The organism is Comamonas sp. DB36 (genome assembly GCF_057914905.1).
Genome location: NZ_CP196631.1, coordinates 3,641,132 through 3,658,458 on the forward strand (window position 1 = coordinate 3,641,132; position 17,327 = coordinate 3,658,458).

At 66.9% G+C, this 17,327-nt stretch carries 17 protein-coding genes; 8 read left to right on the top strand and 9 right to left on the bottom strand.

All coding sequences use genetic code 11. The features are described from left to right. Positions 1-67 precede the first annotated feature (67 nt). The 3 genes from ACSVDO_RS17045 to ACSVDO_RS17055 all read left to right on the top strand — a co-directional run bounded on the left by ACSVDO_RS17045 (position 68) and on the right by ACSVDO_RS17055 (position 4,105). Positions 68-2,158, top strand: coding sequence for a catalase (locus ACSVDO_RS17045; protein WP_489593579.1), 2,091 nt, complete (start codon positions 68-70; stop codon positions 2,156-2,158). Between the two features lie 106 nt (positions 2,159-2,264). Continuing rightward, complete coding sequence (locus ACSVDO_RS17050; RefSeq protein ID WP_489593581.1) at positions 2,265-3,464, top strand: CynX/NimT family MFS transporter; 1,200 nt, start codon at positions 2,265-2,267, stop codon at positions 3,462-3,464. Next, the gene (locus ACSVDO_RS17055; protein WP_489593583.1) at positions 3,461-4,105 is read left to right on the top strand and encodes a tRNA-uridine aminocarboxypropyltransferase; all 645 of its coding nucleotides are present in this window, start codon (positions 3,461-3,463) and stop codon (positions 4,103-4,105) included. Before ACSVDO_RS17050 ends, ACSVDO_RS17055 begins: the two co-directional genes overlap by 4 nt. Here the strand turns inward: ACSVDO_RS17055 and pabB are convergent. The 4 genes from pabB to ACSVDO_RS17075 form a co-directional block, all read right to left on the bottom strand. Further along, positions 4,096-5,880, bottom strand: a complete 1,785-nt coding sequence (gene pabB, locus ACSVDO_RS17060) for an aminodeoxychorismate synthase component I (RefSeq protein ID WP_489593585.1) — start codon at positions 5,878-5,880, stop codon at positions 4,096-4,098. The genes ACSVDO_RS17055 and pabB overlap by 10 nt on opposite strands. A gap of 71 nt (positions 5,881-5,951) precedes the next feature. Next, positions 5,952-7,076 carry a quinolinate synthase NadA gene (gene nadA / locus ACSVDO_RS17065; RefSeq protein ID WP_489593586.1) on the bottom strand — a complete coding sequence of 375 codons (1,125 nt, stop codon included), beginning with the start codon at positions 7,074-7,076 and terminating at the stop codon, positions 5,952-5,954. Further along, positions 7,073-7,930 (bottom strand): carboxylating nicotinate-nucleotide diphosphorylase, encoded by an 858-nt coding sequence (gene nadC, locus ACSVDO_RS17070; protein ID WP_489593589.1) that lies wholly within the window; start codon positions 7,928-7,930, stop codon positions 7,073-7,075. Before nadC ends, nadA begins: the two co-directional genes overlap by 4 nt. Before the next feature lie 90 nt (positions 7,931-8,020). Beyond that, positions 8,021-8,941 carry a LysR family transcriptional regulator gene (locus ACSVDO_RS17075; RefSeq protein WP_489593591.1) on the bottom strand — a complete coding sequence of 307 codons (921 nt, stop codon included), beginning with the start codon at positions 8,939-8,941 and terminating at the stop codon, positions 8,021-8,023. 138 nt (positions 8,942-9,079) lie between these two features. On the opposite strand from ACSVDO_RS17075, the gene lysA reads away from it, so the two are divergent. Further along, positions 9,080-10,324 carry a diaminopimelate decarboxylase gene (gene lysA, locus ACSVDO_RS17080; protein ID WP_489593592.1) on the top strand — a complete coding sequence of 415 codons (1,245 nt, stop codon included), beginning with the start codon at positions 9,080-9,082 and terminating at the stop codon, positions 10,322-10,324. Between the two features lie 88 nt (positions 10,325-10,412). Here the strand turns inward: lysA and ACSVDO_RS17085 are convergent, their stop codons facing one another. The 4 genes from ACSVDO_RS17085 to ACSVDO_RS17100 form a co-directional block, all read right to left on the bottom strand. Continuing rightward, positions 10,413-11,414, bottom strand: coding sequence for an NAD(P)H-dependent glycerol-3-phosphate dehydrogenase (locus ACSVDO_RS17085; protein WP_332536224.1), 1,002 nt, complete (start codon positions 11,412-11,414; stop codon positions 10,413-10,415). 64 nt (positions 11,415-11,478) lie between these two features. Then, entirely contained in the window at positions 11,479-11,943 is a 465-nt protein-coding gene (gene secB, locus ACSVDO_RS17090; RefSeq protein ID WP_332536223.1) for a protein-export chaperone SecB, read from the bottom strand. Positions 11,944-12,073: 130 nt separating this feature from the next. Next, complete coding sequence (gene grxC, locus ACSVDO_RS17095) at positions 12,074-12,331, bottom strand: glutaredoxin 3 (RefSeq protein ID WP_332536222.1); 258 nt, start codon at positions 12,329-12,331, stop codon at positions 12,074-12,076. Positions 12,332-12,378: 47 nt separating this feature from the next. Next, on the bottom strand, positions 12,379-12,786 hold the full coding sequence (locus ACSVDO_RS17100) for a rhodanese-like domain-containing protein (protein ID WP_332536220.1): 408 nt from the start codon (positions 12,784-12,786) through the stop codon (positions 12,379-12,381). A gap of 89 nt (positions 12,787-12,875) precedes the next feature. Here ACSVDO_RS17100 and gpmA point away from each other — a divergent pair, with 89 nt between their 5' ends. From gpmA to ACSVDO_RS17120, 4 genes are all read left to right on the top strand, one after another. Further along, positions 12,876-13,619 carry a 2,3-diphosphoglycerate-dependent phosphoglycerate mutase gene (gpmA, locus tag ACSVDO_RS17105; protein WP_332536218.1) on the top strand — a complete coding sequence of 248 codons (744 nt, stop codon included), beginning with the start codon at positions 12,876-12,878 and terminating at the stop codon, positions 13,617-13,619. A 136-nt stretch (positions 13,620-13,755) separates the two neighbouring features. Further along, entirely contained in the window at positions 13,756-15,195 is a 1,440-nt protein-coding gene (locus tag ACSVDO_RS17110) for a S41 family peptidase (RefSeq protein WP_332536216.1), read from the top strand. An 86-nt stretch (positions 15,196-15,281) separates the two neighbouring features. Further along, the gene (locus ACSVDO_RS17115) at positions 15,282-16,034 is read left to right on the top strand and encodes a HesA/MoeB/ThiF family protein (protein WP_332536214.1); all 753 of its coding nucleotides are present in this window, start codon (positions 15,282-15,284) and stop codon (positions 16,032-16,034) included. Positions 16,035-16,164: 130 nt separating this feature from the next. After that, complete coding sequence (locus ACSVDO_RS17120) at positions 16,165-16,575, top strand: response regulator (protein WP_332536274.1); 411 nt, start codon at positions 16,165-16,167, stop codon at positions 16,573-16,575. On the opposite strand, the gene ACSVDO_RS17125 is transcribed toward ACSVDO_RS17120, so the two are convergent. Then, positions 16,553-17,185, bottom strand: coding sequence for a response regulator (locus ACSVDO_RS17125; RefSeq protein WP_175502977.1), 633 nt, complete (start codon positions 17,183-17,185; stop codon positions 16,553-16,555). The two genes, ACSVDO_RS17120 and ACSVDO_RS17125, sit on opposite strands and share 23 nt — an antisense overlap. Positions 17,186-17,327: the final 142 nt, after the last annotated feature.

Below are 17,327 nucleotides of genomic sequence, written 5' to 3' on the forward strand. Positions count from 1 at the left end.
CGAGGACTACAACGCCCGGCCCATCCACGGCACATAGTGTGAGGCTACCCCCCATAAGGAGCCCACGATGCCACGACAGCCTGCCAAGCCCACGCCCGCCAAAACCAGCGACACGGCCCCTCGCGGCCAGGGGGATGAACTCCAGCAGCAGGCCGGGGGCAGCCATCCCGTGCTGACCACCCAGCAGGGCATTGCCGTCCCCGACAACCAGAACTCGCTGCGCAGCACGCCGCGCGGGCCCACGCTGCTCGAAGACTTCATCCTGCGCGAGAAGATCACCCATTTCGACCATGAGCGCATTCCCGAGCGCGTGGTGCACGCGCGCGGCAGCGGCGCGCATGGCGTTTTCGAGCTCACGCATTCGCTTGCCGAGCACACCACCGCCAAGGTGCTGTCCGAGAAGGGCTTGCGCGTTCCGGTGTTCTGTCGCTTCTCCACCGTGGCCGGCGGCGCGGGCTCGGTCGACACGCCGCGCGACGTGCGCGGCTTTGCGGTCAAGTTCTATACGCCCGAAGGCAACTGGGACCTGGTGGGCAACAACATTCCGGTGTTCTTCATCCAAGACGCGATGAAGTTCCCCGACCTGGTCCATGCCGTCAAGATGGAGCCCGACCGCGCGTTCCCACAGGCCGCGAGCGCGCACGACACGTTCTGGGACTTCATCTCGCTGATGCCCGAATCCATGCACATGGTGATGTGGATCATGAGCGACCGCACCATTCCGCGCAGCCTGCGCATGATCGAAGGCTTTGGCGTGCACAGCTTCCGCCTGGTCAACGCCCAAGGCAAGAGCACCTTCGTCAAGTTCCACTGGCGCCCCGTGCTGGGACTGCAGTCGACCGTCTGGGACGAGGCCGTCAAGCTGCAGGCCGCCGACAACGACTTCCACCGCCGCGACCTGTTCGAATCGATCACCGCGGGCAATTTCCCGGCCTGGGACCTGGCCGTGCAGCTGTTCAGCGAGGAAGAGGCCGATGCCTTCGACTTCGACCATCTCGATGCCACCAAGCTGGTGCCCGAGGAACTGGTGCCGCTGCAGGTCATAGGCCGCATGACGCTGGACCGCTGGCCCGACAACTTCTTTGCCGAGACCGAGCAGGTGGCTTTCTGCCCGGCCAATGTGCCGCCGGGCATCGATTTCTCCAACGACCCGTTGCTGCAGGGCCGGCTGTTCTCCTATCTCGACACCCAGCTCACACGCCTGGGCAGCCCGAACTTCACGCAGATTCCCATCAACGCGCCGCAGTGCCCGTTTGCCCACAACCAGCGCGACGGCCACATGCAGATGCAGCGCCCCAAGGGCCGCGTGGCCTACGAGCCGTCGAGCCTGCAGGCCGACAGCCCGCGCGCCAGCGCCGCCACCGGCATGCGCCACTTCGCCGAAGCGCCCGATGACGGCGTCAAGGGCCGGGTGCGCGCCGAGAGCTTTGCCGACCATTTCAGCCAGGCGCGCATGTTCTTCCAGAGCCAGAGCGCCATAGAGCAGGCGCACATGGCGTCGGCGCTGGTGTTCGAGCTGTCCAAGGTCGAGACGCCCTCAGTGCGCGAGGCCGTGGTCGGCCAGTTGCAGCACATCGACAAGGGTCTGGCCGAGCGCGTGGCCAAGGGGCTGGGCATGGCCAAGCTGCCCGCGCCGCCGCCCGCGGCCCAGCCCGCCAAGGATGTGCCGGTCTCGCCAGCGCTGCGGCTGATCGACCGCATGAAGCCGACCCTGGTCGGCCGCTGCATAGGCTTGCTGGTGGCCGACGGCTCAGATGCGGAATCGATAGCCAAGATACGCAAGGCCGTGGAAAAGGCCGGAGCCACGCTCAAGCTGGTCGCGCCCAAGGTCCAGATCCAGCTCAGCGACGGCAGCACGCTGGCTGCCGACGGCCAGCTCGCGGGCACGCCTTCCGTGTTGTTCGATGCCGTGGCCTCGGTGATTCCGCTGGAACAGGGCTCGCTGCTGTCGCACGAGGCCGCGGCCGTCGACTGGTTCCGCGACGCCTTCGGCCACCTCAAGGCGATTGCCGCATGCAAGGGCACGCGCCACATTCTTGCGGCCGGCGGCGTCGAACCCGACGCTGGCGTGTTCACTCCCGAGCAGATCGCGGAGTTCCTCGAGGCCGCGCAGACCCGCCAGTGGGCACGCGAACCCAAGCTGCGCACGCTGGCCTGAGCGACCTGCCCCAGGCTGCAGCGGCCCTACCGCGCGGGCCGCTGCACCGGCCGCGGATTGAAGTTACAGTCTGCGGCCTATGTCGACTCCCGATTCCCTCTCCTCCGTGTCGACCGCTGCCAGCGATCGCCAGCGCAAAATCCTGCTGGCGCTGAGCCTGCTGCTGATCGCCTGCAATCTGCGCCCAGTGTTCGGCAGCCTCTCGGTCGTTCTGCCCGAAATCATGCGCGACACCGGCCTGAGCGCCGCCGGTGCAAGCCTGCTGACCACGCTGCCGATTCTCTGCCTGGGCCTGTTTTCCGCGCCCACGCCCTGGCTGTCGCGGCGTTTCGGCGCCGAACGCGTGCTGCTGCTGGCGCTGCTGCTGATCGGCAGCGGCACCCTGCTGCGCGCTGCGGGCAGCCTGCCATTTCTCTTTGCCTCGTCCGTGCTGGCCGGCGCGGGCATCGCCATGGGCAATGTGCTGCTGCCCAGCCTGGTCAAGCGCCACTTCGCGCGGCATGCGGCGCTGATGACCGGCATGTACATCCTGGCAATCTGCATAGGCGCGACGATCGCCACCGCAGCGACCGTGCCGCTGGCCACCAATATGTTTGCCGGCGCCTGGCCCTATGCGCTCGCGGTCTGGGCCCTGCCCGCGCTGCTGGTGCTGGCGCTGTGGCTGCCGCAGGCGCTGCGCATGCACACCGAGCCCACCGATCCCGCGGCGCGCAGCGGCAGCCTGGGGCGCGACGCGCTGGCCTGGCAGGTCACGGCTTTCATGGGGCTGCAGTCGTCGCTGGCCTACATCGTCATCGGCTGGCTCGCTCCCATCCTGCGCGAGCGCGGCCTGGAAAGCGATCTCGCCGGCTATGTGGTGGCCATCTCCACGCTGTCGCAGCTTGTGACTTCACTGGTCGTGCCCTCGATCGCCGCGCGTTGCCGCGACCAGCGCGCGCTGGCCGTGGGGCTCACGGCGCTGTCGTTCGCGGCGCTGATGGGCCTGATCCTCGCGCCGCTGGCCACGGTCTGGCTCTGGGCGCTGCTGCTGGGCTGCGGCCAGGGCGGCTTGTTTGCGCTGGCGCTGAGCCTGATCGTGATGCGCAGCGGCAATGCCCAGGTCACGGCCCAGCTGTCGGCCATGGCCCAGGGCTGGGGCTACATGCTCGCGGCCTGCGGGCCGCTGCTCACGGGGCTGCTGCACCAATGGACCGGCAGCTTCGCTTCGAGCATCTGGTTGATCGCGCTGCTTTCGGCCGCCATGGCCTGGAGCGGCTGGGGCGCGGGCCGCAATCTGCTGGTCCGGCCCGCGGCCGGCGCGCGATGAGCTCCGGCTCCGGGCGGGCGCTGTGCACGCGCTGCGCGCGCCCGCAGCGCAACTGCATCTGCGCGCTGGCCCAGCGCGTGAACTGCGCAGCCGAAGTGCTGATACTGCAGCATCCGCTGGAAGTGCATGAAGCCAAGGGCACGGCGCGGCTGCTGCACCTGAGCCTGGCGCGCAGCCGGCTGGAAATCGGCGAACAGTTCGACGCGCAGCAGCTGCAAGACTGGCTGCAGCAGGACTGGCAGGGCGACGCCGGCGCGCCCGCGCCGCGCAGCGTTCTGCTCTACCCCGAGTCCGCGCCCGACCCTGCCCTGCCGCTGGCGCCCGCGCCGGCGCTGCCCGCCGAGTGGCTGCAGGCGCCCGCGCGACTGCGTCTGGTGGTGATTGACGGCACCTGGCGCAAGAGCCGCAAGATGCTTTACCGCAATCCGTTGCTGCAGCAGCTGCCGCGCCTGGCGCTGCACGAGCTGCCCGCATCGCGCTATGCGATACGCCGCGCGCACCGGCCCGGCCAGCTGTCGACGCTGGAAGCCACGGCCTGCGCGCTGGCCCAGCTCGAACCGCACAACCAGGAGCCAGGCCGGCTGCTGCAGGCCATGGACGCGCTGGTGCAGCGCGAGCAGCAGTGGCGGCCTCAGGGCTGAGGCGCCGACTCCAGTTCGGCCGCGAGCCAGCCACGCAGGCTGTTGAGAAAGGCCCAGGCCTCGACGCGCGGCACATCGTCCAGATGCAGCACGGCTTCGCGCACGCGCCCGGCGCGCAAGGCCACGGCGCGGCCCACGCCGGGCAGCAGGCCGCAGGCCAGTGGCGGAGTGATCCAGCGGCCATCGATCAGCGCCGCGATATTGCCGCGCGTGCATTCGGTGATTTCGCGCTGCTCGTTGAACAGCAGCGTGTCGAAGACCAGCGGATCGGACGGCGTGAACGCCTCGTAATGCGCACGCCGCGTGGTCTTGTAGCGCACGAACTGGCCATGGGCCCAGCGGTCTTGCAGCGGCGCCGCGGCCAGCTGCAGGCGCACCGGCGCAGGTGTGGGCGCGCAGGCAAAGGCCTCGGCCACGGCCTCGCCCTGCGCATCGAGCTGCAGCCGCACGCGCCATAGCCCGCTCGGATGCGCGGCGGCAACAGCCGCGAGGCTTTGCGCCACACGTCCGGACCAGGGATAGGCGAAATGCGCGGCCGCATCCTGCAGGCGCTGCAGGTGCTCGGGCAGATGGCGCCACACGCCGTCTTCCAGCGCCAGCGTCTCGAGCAGCGCGAACGGCGCGCTCGCGCGCTCGACGAAGGCGCTCTTGTGCAGCCATTCGCGCCACTCGCCGTCGGCCTGCGCGCCCGATGTGATGCCGCTGCCTATGCCGCAGACCGCTTCGCTGCCGCGCAGCACCACCGTGCGGATAGGCACATTGAACGTGGCATGCATGCGGCCCGCGCCCGTGGGCCGCAGCACGCCCAGCGCGCCGCAGTAGACGCCGCGTGCATGGGGTTCGAGCGCATGGATCATCTGCATCGCCGCAACCTTGGGCGCGCCCGTGATCGAGCCGCAGGGAAACAGCGCGGAGAACACATCGGCCAGCCGCGTGCCGGAACGCGTCACGGCCTGCACGTCCGAGGTCATCTGCCAGACGCTGGGCAGGGCCTGGGTATGGAACAGCCGCGGCACCTTGACGCTGAACGGCTGGGCAATGCGCGACAGGTCATTGCGCAGCAGGTCGACCACCATCACGTTCTCGGCGCGCTCCTTGGGCGCGCTGCGCAAGGCTTGGGCCAGCGCCGCATCCTGTTCGGGCGTATCGCCGCGCGGCGCCGTGCCTTTCATGGGCCGCGCGAGAATGCGCTCGCCGTCCCAGTCGAAGAACAGCTCGGGCGATACCGACAGCACCTGCTCCTCGCCGGTGTCCAGACAGGCCGCGTAGCCGCCGGGCTGGGCGCGCAGCAGCGCGTCGAACAAGGCCTGGGGCCTGCCCTGCAACAGCTCGCCGCGCAGCGGCGCCGTGTAGTTGACCTGATAGAAAGCGCCGCCCGCTATGGCCTCGTGGATCTGCGCCATCGCCACGTCGAAATCCGCGCGCGTGAGCGTACTGTGCCATTCCACGCGCGCCGCGTCGCTGGCTTGCGGCAGCGCCGCATCGCCATCGTCCCAGGGCATGGCCTCGGAATAGGCCGCGAACCAGGCCAGCGGGCCGTCGGCCGCATGGGTGACCAGCGCCGGATCGAAAGCCGCAGCGGCTTCGTAGCGCACAAAGCCCAGGCACCAGGCGCCGGCGCGCGCCGCGGTCTCGGCCGCGTCGAGCACGGCGCGCACCTCGCCCGGCGCGCGCGCGATCCAGACGCTGTGCGGCGTGCCGAAACGCATGCGCAGGCGCGCTTCAGCGGCGCCGGCCGCGCCCTGCGGCAAGGTGAAATCAATCCGAGTGTCCATGGTCCAAAGCGCTTTCCACGCCCGCAAAGCCGGCGCGGGCCGCCATCAAACCGGCATTATCCCGCCAGGACTCAGGCGGCGCCGAGATGCGGCACCAAGCCCGCAATGGGCGCACCGCTCCTGAGCGCCGCGGTGAATGCCAGCATGCGGTCTATGGGCTGGCGCGCGCGCGGAATCAACGCCGGATCGACATGGATCGCGTTGCGGCCGGTCTCGAGCACATCGGCAACCCCGGCCAGGCCGTTCATTGCCATCCACGGGCAGTGGGCGCAGCTCTTGCAGGTGGCGCTGTTGCCGGCCGTCGGCGCCTCGATGAAGCGCTTGTGCGGAAACAGCGTGCGCAGCTTGTGCAGCATGCCGTTATCGGTGGCAACGATGAACTCGCTGGCGTCCATGTCGCGCGCGGCGTTCAGGATGCCCGAAGTCGAGCCCACGGCATCGGCCAGCGCCACCACATCGGCCGGGCTTTCGGGATGCACCAGCACCTTGGCGCCCGGGTGCTCGCGCTTGAGCGCTTCGAGCTCGAAGGCCTTGAATTCGTCATGCACGATGCAGGCGCCGTTCCACATCACCATGTCGGCGCCGGTCTCGCGCTGGATATAGCCACCCAGATGGCGGTCGGGCGCCCAGAGGATCTTCTGGCCGTCGGCCTGGAGCGCGCGCACGATATCGAGCGCGCAGCTCGAGGTCACGACCCAGTCGGCGCGCGCCTTCACGGCGGCGCTGGTGTTCGCATAGACCACGACCGTGCGGTCGGGATGCTGGTCGCAGAATGCGCTGAAATCGTCGACGGGGCAGCCCAGGTCCAGCGAGCAGGTGGCATCGAGGTCGGGCATCAGCACGGTCTTGTGCGGCGACAGGATCTTGGACGTTTCGCCCATGAACTTCACGCCCGACACCACCAGCGTCTGCGCCGCATGGTCGCGGCCGAAGCGCGCCATTTCCAGCGAGTCGCTGACCAGGCCGCCGGTTTCCTCGGCCAGATCCTGCAGATCGGGGTGCACGTAGAAATGCGACACCATGACCGCGTTCTTCTCCTTGAGCAGCGCACGGATGCGGTCCTTGAGCGCCGCGCGCTCGGCAGGCGCAGGCTCTGCCGGCACGCGCGCCCAGGCATGGCGCGTGGCGCAGACGCCCGCGTCGCTCAGCGGCTGCTCGTACTCCACGTCCATGCGTGCATCGGCGATGGCAATCATATTTCCTCCATGCGCATAGAGAAGTCGGTGGCGCGCACATCCTTGGTCAGGCCGCCGATAGAAATGCGGTCTACGCCGGTCTCGGCCAGCGTGCGCAGGCCTTCAAGCGTCACCCCGCCCGAGATCTCCAGCACCGCGCGCCCGGCGTTGATTTCCACGGCCGTGCGCAGCATGTCGAGCGGCATATTGTCGAGCAGCACCATCTTCGCACCCGCATCGAGCGCCTCGTGCAGCTCGTCGAGGTTCTCCACCTCGATCTCGATGAATGCGGCCGTGCTGGCCACGGCCTGGGCCGCGCCCAGCACGGCGGCGATGCCGCCGGCGGCCGCAATGTGATTTTCCTTGATCAGCACCGCGTCATGCAGGCCTATGCGGTGGTTGCTGCCGCCGCCGCTGTGCACCGCGTACTTCTGCGCCAGGCGCAGGCCAGGCAGCGTCTTGCGCGTGTCGACAATCTTCGCGCGCGTGCCGTCCACTGCGGCCACATACTCGGCGGTCTTGGTCGCCACGCCCGACAGCAGCTGCAGGAAGTTCAGCGCCGTGCGCTCGGCCGACAGCAGCGCGCGCGCCTGGCCTTGGGCTTCGAACACCAGCGCGTTGGCCGCCAGACGCTGGCCTTCCTGCGCATGCCAGGTGATCATCACACCCGGATCGAGCGCACGCAGCGCTTCCTCGACCCAGGGTCCGCCGCACAGAACGGCGCTTTCACGCACGATCACGCGCGCCCGCGCGCGGCGTGCCGGATCTATCAGTGCAGCCGTCAGGTCGCCTGCGCCCACATCTTCTTGCAGCGCCAGCGCCACATCGTGGCGGGCCAGTGCGCGGATGGCCTCTTTGTCGGTCCAGTCATTCATGGGCCCGAAGTCTAGACGCATAGCGTGCGCCGCGAACAGGAATTTGTGACCAATTCCAAGCCCGTGGGCAGGCCGCAACGTTGCCCGCCGTCAACCGGTGGCTGAAAGCCGCCGCGCCAGCGCCGCCGCCTCGTCCTGCAAGGCCTGCAGCAGCGGCTGCACTTCGGGCAGCGCGGGCCGGTGCAGCGGCAGCAATGCCTGCACGCGAAACGGAATCGAGAACGCCAGCGGCCGCCACAGCAGCCGCTCGCTGGCGCAGGCCAGGGCCGTGAGCGGATTGACGATGGCCAGGCCCAGCCCCTGCTCGACCATGGCGCAGACCGCCACCGCATTGTGCGTCTGCACGCGCAGATCGCGCGCCACCCCCGCCTGCGCGAACACCGCGTCGATCTGGCGCCGGTAGGGATCGTCGGCCGAGAGGCTCACGAATGGCTGGCCGGCGAAATCCTGGGCGTGCAGCACGGCGCGCGCCGCCAGCGCATGGCCCGCAGGCAGCACGCAGACTTCGTCGAGCGCCAGCAGCGGCAAGGCCTGGGTGCCAGCGGGCGCGGTTTCATGCTCGCTCAGGCCCAGGTCGAAGCGCTGCGCCGCCATCCATTCCTCGAGCAACGGCGACTCCTGCGGCGTGACCGCGAGCCTGGCCTGCGGATAGTGCGCCAGCAGCCGGGCAGCGGCGCCGGGCAGCAGCGCATGGCTCAGCGCCGGCAAGCACAGCACGCTGATCTGCGCGTCCTCGGCCCGGCCCAGCGCCAGCGCCTTGTCGACCACGCGTTCCAGCCCCTGCCACGAGCGCTGGACTTCGTCCCACAACGCCAGCGCGCGCGCGTTGGGCCGCAGCCGCCCCTGGCTGCGCGCGAACAGCGCATAGCCCAGCAACTGCTCCAGGCGCGCGAGCTCGCGGCTCACCGTGGGCTGGGAACTCGCGAGCAACGCGGCCGCGCCCGTGGCGCTGCCCGTGGTCATGACGGCGCGAAAGACTTCGATATGGCGGTGGGTGATGCGGGAAGTCATCGCCAAAGCATATCGAAAATGAATGACATGGGAAAAACAAAGCATTGGACGGCATGCACAGACGCGCGCATGATGGCGGCCATTTCGCGGGCAAGCTGCCCTGCGCCCCTCCCTCTTTTTGCCTCTGGCCGCACTGCAATGACCTGCCCTTTCACTTCCGCCCAACTGTGGTCGCTGGCCGACCAATTCGGCACGCCGCTGTGGGTCTATGACGCCGCGACCATACGCGCGCGCATTGCCGAGCTGTCGCGCTTCGACACCATCCGCTTCGCGCAGAAGGCCTGCTCCAACATCCACATCCTCAAGCTGATGCGCGAACAGGGCGTGAAGGTCGACGCGGTCTCGCGCGGCGAGATCGAGCGCGCGCTGGCCGCGGGCTTCCAGCCCGGCGGCGCCCACGCCGAAATCGTCTTCACGGCCGACGTGATGGACGAAGCCACGCTGGCCACCGTGGTCGCGCACCAGGTGCCCGTGAACGCCGGCTCTATCGACATGCTGCACCAGCTGGCCGCGGCCTCGCCCGGCCATGCGGTCTGGCTGCGCATCAACCCCGGTTTCGGCCACGGCCACAGCAACAAGACCAATACCGGCGGCGAGCACAGCAAGCACGGCATCTGGCACACCGACCTGCTCGAAGCGCTGGCCGCGATCCGCAGCGGCGGCCTGCACCTGGCCGGGCTGCACATGCACATCGGCTCGGGCGTGGACTACGGCCATCTGTCGGAAGTCTGCGGCGCCATGGTCCAGCTGGTGCAGACCACCAAGGACGCGGGCCATGACCTCGAAGCGATCTCGGCCGGCGGCGGCCTGTCGATTCCCTACCGCGCAGGCGAGCCGGTGATAGACACCGCCCACTACCACGGCCTCTGGGACGCGGCGCGCAAGCAGGCCGAAGCCATCGTGGGCCATGCGCTGGGCCTGGAAATCGAGCCCGGCCGCTTCCTCGTCGCCGAATCGGGCGTGCTGCTGGGCACGGTGCGCGCCACCAAGAACGCGGGCAACAACCACTTCGTGCTGGTCGACACGGGTTTCAACGAACTGATGCGCCCGTCGATGTACGGCAGCTTCCATGCCATGCACATCGAGCGCCGCGACGGCGTGAGCCTGCCGGCGCGCGACAGCGTGGTGGCGGGCCCGCTGTGCGAGTCGGGCGACGTGTTCACCCAGGGCGACGGCGGCGTGGTGCTGCCGCGTTCGCTTGCCGGCGCGACCGTGGGTGACCTGCTGGTGATCCACGACACCGGCGCCTATGGCGCGTCGATGTCAAGCAACTACAACACGCGTCCCCTGGCCGCCGAAGTGCTGGTCGACGGCGAACGCGTGCAGCTCATTCGCCGCCGGCAGACGGTGGAGCAATTGCTGGCGCTGGAATTGGGGCTTTGAGCGGCACGCGCTGAAACGCCCTTAGACCGGCTCAGGGGGACCGGCATGGAGAGGTTCGATGCGGCCTGCTCTCGAGCAGGCCCTCAGGCTACTCTTCCCTGGGATCCCTGGCCATCAATGACTTGACGGCTTCGCTCACATGCAGCCGGCCGTCGAGCAAGGCCACCACGGTTTCCGTGATCGGCATGTCTACGCCCACGAGCTGCGCGCGCTGCAGCACGGTGCGCGCGCTGTACACGCCTTCGGCCACATGGCCCAGCGATTGCACGGCCTCGTCCAGCGTCTTGCCTTCGGCCAGCAGCAGGCCGACCTTGCGGTTGCGCGACAGGTCGCCGGTGGCCGTGAGCACCAGGTCGCCCAGGCCCGACAGGCCCATGAAGGTCTTTTCGGTCGCGCCCAGCGCCAGCCCCAATCGTGTCATTTCCGCCAGGCCGCGCGTGATGAGGGCCGCGCGCGCGTTGAGGCCCAGCTGCAGGCCGTCGCACAGGCCGGTGGCGATGGCCAGCACGTTCTTCACCGCGCCGCCGACTTCGACACCGACGATGTCGGTGCTGGCATAGACGCGCACATGGCTGCTGTGGAAAGCCGCGACCAGCGCTTCGCTGACCTGCGCATGGCTGCTGGCCGCGACCAGCGCCGTGGGCTGCTGGCGCGCGACTTCGAGCGCAAAGCTCGGACCGCTGAAAACGCCGGCGCGCAGTTGGGGAGCGACGGCCGCGCAGACTTCGTGCGCCATCAGGCCGGCGGCGCCGGATTGGGACGCGGCCTCGAAGCCCTTGCTGAGCCAGGCGACGGGCGCGCGGCTTTGCGCCAGGCGCTGCAGCCATTCGCGCAGCGCCGCCATCGGCGTGGCGACAATGATCAATTCGGCCTGGGCTGCGGCGGCCGTGATGTCGCCATCGATGACCGTGAGACCGGGGGGGAAGGCGATGCCCGCGAGATAGCGCGTGTTTTCGCGCGCCGCGCGCATCGCCTGGGCCTGGGCCGCGTCGCGTGCCCAGAGCCGGACCGCATGGCCCGCGGGATGCGCGGCCGCGCTCATGGCCAGCGCCGTGCCCCAGGCTCCGGCACCGATGACGAGAATATTCATGGCTTGAATCCGCATGGACCGGCGCGAGGGCGGCGCGGCGCGGCCGCGCGCCCTCGGTGGCGACTTATTGCAGTGCGGGGTTGGCGTCAGCGCCCTGGGCAGCGGCCTGGGCCTGCTGCTGCTCGTACATCGCCTGGAAGTTGATTTCGGCGAGGTGCACGGGCGGGAAACCGGCGCGCGTCACGACGTCGGCGACGTTGCCGCGCAGGTAGGGATAGATGATCTGCGGGCAGGCGATGCCGATCACGGCGCCCATCTGGTCTTCGGGAATGTTGCGGATCTCGAAGATGCCGGCTTGCTTGGCTTCGACCAGGAACACGGTCTTGTCCTGGATCTTGGTCTGCACGGTCGCGGTTACGGCGACTTCATACACGCCTTCGGCCACGGGGGTGGCTTCGACACCCAGCTGGATGTCGACGCTGGGCTGCTCTTGTTCCAGCAGGATTGCGGGCGAGTTGGGCTGCTCAAGCGACAAATCCTTGAGGTAAACGCGCTGAATCTGGAATACGGGATTTTCTTGGTCGGCCATGGCGTCGGTCTTTCTCACTTAAACGAACCGGAATCAAAACAAAGCCCGCCCGGGAGACGCTCCCGCAGCAGGCACTTGGGAAAAGCATTATGCAGCCGCGGACAGTGCCGCGGCCAATCTGCGCCGGCGATCAGGCCGCGAGCAGGGGCTGCAGGCCTCCCTGCGCGTCGAGCGCGATCAGGTCGTCGCAGCCACCCACATGGGTCTCGCCGATGAAGATCTGCGGCACCGTGCGCCGGCCCGTGGTCTTCATCATGACGTCACGCGCGGCCGGATCCATGTCGATGCGGATCTCGTCGATCTGCTCCACGCCCTTGGACTTCAGAATCTGCTTTGCACGAATGCAGTAAGGGCAGACAGCGGTGGTGTACATCTTCACAGCTTGCATCGGAGTTCTTTCTTCTAAGGGGGACAAGACCCACAGATGGGGTCGGTTCAGCCTTTTTCAATCGGCAGGTTGGCTTCGCGCCAGGATTTCATGCCGCCGGCCAGCGCCTGGGCGCGGGGATAGCCGAGCTTGCGGGCAATGCCTTCGGCGCGCTGGGCGCGCGGTCCCTTGGCGCAGACCAGGATCACCGGCAAGGCCTTGTTCTTCACGATGCTGGGCAGGCGCTCCTGCAGCTCGCCCAGGGGCACGTTGCGCGAACCGTTGACATGGCCTGCGGCATATTCCTCGGGCTCGCAGACATCGATCACCACAGCCTTCTCGCGGTTGATCAGTTGCACTGCATTCGCGGCCGAAAGCGTTCCGCCCGTACCGCCCTTGAGCATGGGAGCGAGCAGCATGGCGCCGGAAACCAGCGCCAGCAAAATTAAATACCAGTTATCGATGATGAAATTCACGTCATTCCTTGGGTTGGCAAACCGGTCAATTTTAGAATGGCAGTCTTTGACCTCCGGTCATCTCCTGCTTTGTCGTCTTAAGGGACCCCATGTTCAAGCTCGTTCTGATACGCCACGGTGAATCCACCTGGAACCTCGAAAACCGCTTCACCGGCTGGACCGATGTGGATTTGACCCCCACCGGCGTGGAACAGGCGAAGAACGCCGGCCGTCTGCTCAAGGCCGAAGGCTATGACTTCGACGTGGCCTATACCAGCGTGCTCAAGCGCGCCACGCGCACTCTCTGGCACACGCTGGATGAAATGGACCGCACCTGGCTGCCCGTGGTCCACAGCTGGCGCCTCAACGAACGCCATTATGGCGGCCTGCAAGGCCTCAACAAGGCCGACATGGCCAAGCAATACGGCGACGCGCAGGTGCTGCAATGGCGCCGCAGCTACGACATTCCGCCGCCGGCGCTCGAGCCCACGGACGAACGCAGCGAGCGCGGCGATGTGCGCTACGCCAAGCTGCAGCCCGAGCAGATTCCGCTGACCGAATGCCTCAAGGACACCGTGGCCCGCGTCATTCCATTCTGGAACGAAGCGATGGCGCCCGCCATCCTGGCCGGCAAGCGCGTCGTGGTCGCCGCACATGGCAACTCGATCCGCGCCCTGATCAAATATCTGGACAACATCTCCGACGACGAAATCGTCGGCGTGAACGTGCCCAACGGCATTCCGCTGGTGTACGAGCTCGACGACAACCTCAAGCCGCTGCGCAAATACTATCTGGGCGACGCCGAAGCCGCTGCCAAGGCGGCTGCGGCCGTGGCGGCGCAAGGAAAAGCCTGAGCTTAGCCGGCACGGCCTTCCACAAGACGGCACAATAGAGCACCGGTGCGTCGCGCGCCGGTGTCTCAAGGCTGCCCCGGTCAACCGCGTGGGGCAGACACCTGTCAGGTGTATATTGAAGCGGTAAAGGTGTTTTATGGGCCAAAAACTCAAAATTGCTGGATGGGTCTCCGCGGGCGTTCTTGCCGGTGCATTGACCACGGTGTCCCTGCAGACCATGGCCCGTGGCGCCATGTCTCCCCTGCCACTGGAAGAAATCCAGCAGTTGTCGGCGGTGTTCGGTCTGATCAAGACCGACTACGTCGAGCCTGTGGATGACAAGAAGCTGATCACCGATGCCATCTCCGGCATGGTGGCCAGCCTTGATCCGCACTCCCAGTATTTCGACAAGAAATCCTTCAAGGAATTCAAGGAAGGCACTTCCGGGCGTTTCGTCGGCGTTGGCATAGAGATCACGCAGGAAGACGGCCTGATCAAGGTGGTTTCACCCATCGAAGGCTCGCCCGCATTCCGCGCCGGCCTCAAGACCAACGACTTGATCACCAAGATCGACGACACCGCCGTCAAGGGCCTGTCGCTCAACGACGCGGTCAAGCGCATGCGCGGCGAACCCAATACCAAGGTGCTGCTGACCATCCTGCGCAAGGACGAAAGCCGCAGCTTCCCGGTCACGATCACGCGCGAGGAAATCAAGACCCAGTCCGTCAAGGGCAAGGTCATCGAGCCAGGCTACGCCTGGATTCGCCTGAGCCAGTTCCAGGAACGCACCGTCGACGACTTCGTGCGCAAGGTCGAGGAAATCTACGCCAAGGACCCCGGACTCAAGGGCCTGGTGCTCGACCTGCGCAATGATCCGGGCGGCTTGCTCGATGCCGCCGTCGCCATCTCGGCGGCTTTCCTGCCCGACGGCGCGACCGTGGTCTCGACCAACGGCCAGCTCGAGGAAAGCAAGGCGATCTACAAGGCCGCGCCCGAGTTCTACCTGCGTCGCGGCCAGGGTGATCCGCTGCAACGCCTGCCCGCCGCGCTCAAGAAAGTGCCCGTGGTGGTGCTGGTCAACGAAGGCTCGGCTTCCGCCAGCGAAATCGTTGCCGGCGCGCTGCAGGACCACAAGCGCGCCACCGTGCTCGGCAGTCAGACCTTCGGCAAGGGCTCGGTGCAGACCGTGCGTCCCCTGGGTCCGGACACCGGCATCAAGCTGACCACGGCGCGCTACTACACGCCCAGCGGCAAATCGATACAGGCCAAGGGCATCGTGCCCGATGTGATGGTCGACGAAACCGCCGAAGGCGACATGTTTGCCGCCTTGCGCATGCGCGAAGCCGACCTCGACAAGCATCTGGGCAGCGGCCAGGGCGACGAAAAAGCCGCCGAAGCCGCGCGCGAAAAGGCGCGCGAGGAAGCCCGCAAGCGCCTTGAAGCCGAAACCAAGAAGCCCGCGGCCGACCGCAAGCTGCCCGAATACGGCACGGCCGATGACTTCCGCCTGCAGCAGGCCTTGCGCCAGCTCAAGGGCCAGACCGTGGTTGTCAGCAAGACGCTGACCGAGCGCGAAATCGAAAAGAAAGAAGAGTAAGCCGCCCGCTGTCCCCCGGGCAGACTGAGCGCAACGGCCGGGCCCACAGCCCGGCCTTTTTCATGGACTATCCACATTCCATCGCCATGACTGATGACCAGCTGCTGCGCTATTCGCGGCACATCCTGCTTGACGAGATCGGCATCGAAGGCCAGGAGCGCATTCTTGCGGCCCATGCCGTGATCATTGGCGCCGGCGGCCTGGGCTCGCCCGCGGCCCTGTTCCTCGGCGCCGCGGGCGTGGGCCGGATCACCGTGATCGACGACGACACCGTGGATCTGACCAACCTGCAGCGCCAGATTGCGCACACTACCGAGCGCGTGGGCAGCCCCAAGGTCGAGTCGATACGCGCTGCGGTGCACGCCATCAACCCCGAAGTGCGCATCACGGCGCTGCAGCAGCGCGCGGATGCCGAGCTGCTCGACCGCCTGCTGCCGACCGCGACCGTGGTGCTCGACTGCTGTGACAACTACCGCACGCGCCATCTCGTCAATGCCGCCTGCGTGCGCCACCGCATTCCTCTGGTGGCCGCGGCGGCGCTGCGCTTCGATGCGCAGCTGATGGTCGTGGACCCGCGCGACGAGCAGGCGCCCTGCTACGCCTGCGTGTTCCCACCCGAAGCCCATTTCGAGGAAGAGCAGTGTTCGACCATGGGCGTGTTCGCGCCGCTGGTCGGCACCATGGGCAGCCTGCAGGCCGCGCAGGCGCTGCAGCTGATCGCAGGCTGCGGCCAGCCGGCCACGGGCCGGTTGATCATGTTCGACATCCGGCGCATGGATTGGTCGAGCATGCATGTCACCAAGATGACCCATTGCCCGGTTTGTGGTAACCATTCGTAGGAATCGGCCTACTTTTGCAGCACGCAGTCGCTGGCAAAATGTCCCGATGGACGTCCAAGCGAAACGTGGGCTGCCACGCCTGTCGCAGAGTCCCGAAGCTGCGGCAGCCGCCTATTACCTGGACACCACCGTGAAATTGCGTACGTATATTGTTGAAGACAATGCCACCATCAGAGAGAATCTGATTGCCACGCTCGAAGAGCTGGCCGAGATCGAGTCCGTAGGCATCGCCGAAACAGAATTCGAAGGCACTGACTGGCTTACGCGCCACACCGGGCAGTGGGATGTGGCGATTCTTGACCTGTTCCTGCGCCAAGGAAGCGGTCTGGGCGTGCTGGCCGCCTGCAGCAAACGCCTTGCGCACCAGAAGATCGTGGTGCTCAGCAACTACGCGACGCCCGACGTGCGCACGCGCTGTGCACAACTGGGCGTCGACGCAGTGTTCGACAAATCCAACGAGATCGACGCGCTGGTCGACTATTGTGTCGAGCTCAGCGCCCAACACAAAGCCAACAAACTCAATCAATCAGCCGGTTCTTGAGCGCGTAGTAGGTCAGATCGCTGTTCGACGACAGCGCCATCTTCTCCATCAGCCGCGTGCGGTAGGTGCTCACGGTCTTGACGCTCAGCGACAGCGACTTGGCGATGTCGCCTGCGGTCTCGCCGCGTGCCAGCTTCAGAAACACCTGGAACTCGCGCTCCGACAGTTGCTCGTGCGCAGGCGCATCGTCCTTGCGGTTGAGCTGCTGGGCCAGCAGATCGGCCACGGCCGGCGTCAGATAACGCCGCCCCAGAGCGATCGTGCGAATCGCTTCGGCAATCTCCTGCGGATCACATTCCTTGTTGAGATAGCCGCTCGCACCCTGACGAATCAGGTTGATCGCGTAATGCTCTTCGGGATAGCCGCTGAGAATCAGGATCCCCATTTCAGGCGCCTTGGCGCGCAGCATGGCCAGTGCATCCAGCCCGCTTTGGCCGGGCATGGAGAGGTCCATGAGCAACACATCAATTTCCTGCTCGCGCACCAGATCGATGGCTTCGCGGCCGTTGGCGGCCTCGCCCACCACCCGTAAATCTACATGTTCCGACAAAAATTGGCGCAGGCCGGAACGAACGATAGCGTGGTCATCCACAATGCCTATCTTGATCATTGAAGTCTTTCTCCCTAAGACGGGCGACTGCCCTTCAGTTACCACAAGTGAACACTTAGTTACGACACACCTGTTGAAAATCCGGTGTGTCGACGTGTCTTGATTATGCAGAATATCTCGCTGAAACTCCTCAGCAGGAGGA